This is a genomic window from Rhodovulum kholense (assembly GCF_003053725.1).
GTDB classification, from domain to species: domain Bacteria; phylum Pseudomonadota; class Alphaproteobacteria; order Rhodobacterales; family Rhodobacteraceae; genus Rhodovulum; species Rhodovulum kholense.
In genome coordinates this window covers 1-2,378 of the sequence record NZ_QAYC01000040.1, presented here as the reverse complement: position 1 = coordinate 2,378, position 2,378 = coordinate 1, and the positions used below count along the sequence as shown (strand labels likewise).

Annotated in this window: 2 protein-coding genes and 1 tRNA gene; 1 reads left to right on the top strand and 2 read right to left on the bottom strand. The window is 64.3% G+C overall.

What is annotated here, in order from left to right:
* Window positions 1–18 precede the first annotated feature (18 nt).
* Window positions 19–95, top strand: a tRNA-Met gene (locus tag C8N38_RS20945).
* Here the strand turns inward: C8N38_RS20945 and C8N38_RS20940 are convergent.
* Both C8N38_RS20940 and C8N38_RS22085 read right to left on the bottom strand, forming a co-directional pair.
* Window positions 52–1,197, bottom strand: coding sequence for a recombinase family protein (locus tag C8N38_RS20940; RefSeq protein ID WP_245895838.1), 1,146 nt, complete (start codon window positions 1,195–1,197; stop codon window positions 52–54). The genes C8N38_RS20945 and C8N38_RS20940 overlap by 44 nt on opposite strands.
* Before the next feature lie 162 nt (window positions 1,198–1,359).
* Complete coding sequence (locus tag C8N38_RS22085; RefSeq protein WP_245895837.1) at window positions 1,360–1,767, bottom strand: recombinase family protein; 408 nt, start codon at window positions 1,765–1,767, stop codon at window positions 1,360–1,362.
* Between the last annotated feature and the right edge of the window lie 611 nt (window positions 1,768–2,378).

The window sequence follows — 2,378 nt, the reverse complement described above, 5'->3', positions numbered from 1 at the left end:
CAGCGCCATACACCTTGGCGCGGGGTGGAGCAGCCCGGTAGCTCGTCAGGCTCATAACCTGAAGGTCGTAGGTTCAAATCCTACCCCCGCAACCATAGTCACTTGCCTCACGCCCGCGCTAACAGCGCGGGCGTTGGCATTTTGACACATCCCATTGCTGCACAACGACAAAATCGACCCAAGCTCCCCATACAGCTCAATCACATGCCCGTTCGCGGCGTCCGCGTCGGGGCTCAGCACGATCTTCTCGATCAGACCGCGCAGGATCTCCACCGCCTCCGGCCGGCTTGCCGGATCGTTCAGCGCAGCCGCCAGATCCGAAACCTTCGCCGCGTAAACATCCGCCAGCCCCGGGTGCAGGACCACCGGGCTCCGCGCGGGCAGGGCGGTCAGTTTTGCTTCAAACGCCGCCTTCTGCGCCTCCAGCGCATCCATCTTTGCCTTCATGCTCGGATGAAACATGCCTTCCGTGATCGCAGTAACGATGTTGTCGATCTCCTTCGTCACTTTCGACAGAGCCCGTTCCGCCTCGACCCGTCCGGCCTCGGCCTCGAGCCGATCCTTCTCCATCTCCCGGTGAAACTCCGCGATGAACTCCGCCACCAGGTCAGGATGCATCAGCTGTGTCTTCAGCCCGTCAAGTACACGCGCTTCCACATCGAGCCGCTTGATGGTCTTGCGATTGGTGCAGGTCCCGGAGTTCCGGGCCGCGGCACAGCCCAGGCGGCTGTCACTGATCATGATATAGCCCGCGCCGCAGCAGCCGCAGGTCAGAAGCCCCGACAGCAGATAGCGCGGGCGATGGCCGCGCTCGATTTGGGGGGCGTCGGGATCGGCGGCCCGTTCGCTCAGGATATCTTCGCGGATTGCGCCCTGACGCTGTTTGACCCGAGACCAGAGGTCGTCTGCGATGATGCGCAAGGCCGGGGTGTCTTCGGTGATCCAGGCCTCGGGCGGGTTCGGCCGTGCCTGACGTTTGCCGGTATCGGGGTCTTTGACGAAGCGCTGCCGGTTCCACACCAGCTTGCCGATGTAGAGTTCGTTGTTGAGAATGCCCGTGCCGCGCTTCCAGTTCCCGGAGATCGTCGAAAAGGACCAGGTGCCCTTGCCCTTGCCGCCCGAGCGCGGGGCCGGAATCCCATCCCGGTTCAGGCTCGTCGCGATGGTTCGCGCGCTGCGCCCGCAATCATATTCCATGAAAATCCGCCGAATGATCGCCGCCTCCGCCGCGTCGATCACCCGGTCTCCGGTCGTGAACGACCCGTCCGGCAGCGGCTGGCGGTCCAGACGGTAGCCATAGCTGATCCCGCCCGCCGATTTGCCCGCCCTGACGCGGCCCTCAAGGCCTCGATGCGTCTTCTAGGCCAGGTTGCGCAGGAACAGCGCCGACATCGTGCCGCCAAGCCCGATATGCATCTCGCTGATCTCGCCCTCGGCCTTGGTGACGATCTTCACGCCGAGATAGCGCATCCGCTTGTGGAGCCCCGCGATATGCTCCTGGTCTCGGCTCAGCCGGTCGAGCGCCTCGGCGACGATCACATCAAAGCTGCCGCGCATTGCCGCCTGTTGCATGCGTTGAAAATCGGGGCGCAGCTGCGAGGCCCCGCTCATCGCCTCGTCCGCGAAAACTTCGGCTACTGTCCAGCCGCGCTCCTCGCACAGCCGTCGGCACAGCCGCACCTGATCCGGGATCGAGGCCGCCGACTGAAGATCCGTCGAATAGCGCGCGTAGATCGCCGCGCGCGGCGCCGCCGTCCGAGTCGTCATGCTCACCTCCGTCAGCTTGCGTCAGTATGGCACGCGCGCGCCTCGCGCGCAGCTTGTCTCGCCAGAAGCCGCGCCAGTGCGATCAGCGCGGGGGCTGGCGGCGGGACAGGCAGCTGTTCTGCCCTGTCCTGCCCGCCTTCTGTCCGCTTGCCCGCCATGACATGCCTTTCCCGGTCCCGCACGCGAAGGTCCCGCGGCGGGGGATGGTGATACTCTGCTGACCGGGGGCTCTGGCCCGGCGCCGTTGCTCGTCATCATATCCCGGGCAAGCGGGGTGCGGCGCGCGAAACCGCCACGGATCAGCACGAGATTGTGGAAAAGCCCCTTGAAAATAAGGATAATTCCCTTTCCAGAGGGCAGGCAGCGCGACCCTGCTCCGTGGCGGGATGGGGGCTGCAAAAGGCAAAATTTTACCAAGGGGGAGTTCTCCGGATTTTTGGGCAGACGGGGGCTCTCAAAGGCGTTGTTGCGCAAATCCAGGGGATTCATCTCGTGAATCCAGCATGCTAGCCGGGGAGCATGAGCAGACCTCCGAAGCCGACCTGCAAGACGATCAACTGGCAAGCGTATAACCAGGCGCTGAGGCAGCGCGGCTCGCTGGCCGTCTGGTT

What these genes read in the sequence shown, in the direction of transcription:
- C8N38_RS20940 (WP_245895838.1), bottom strand. Translation starts at nt 1,197, where the DNA reads ATGGAATATGATTGCGGGCGCAGCGCGCGAACCATCGCGACGAGCCTG.
- C8N38_RS22085 (WP_245895837.1), bottom strand. Translation starts at nt 1,767, where the DNA reads ATGACGACTCGGACGGCGGCGCCGCGCGCGGCGATCTACGCGCGCTAT.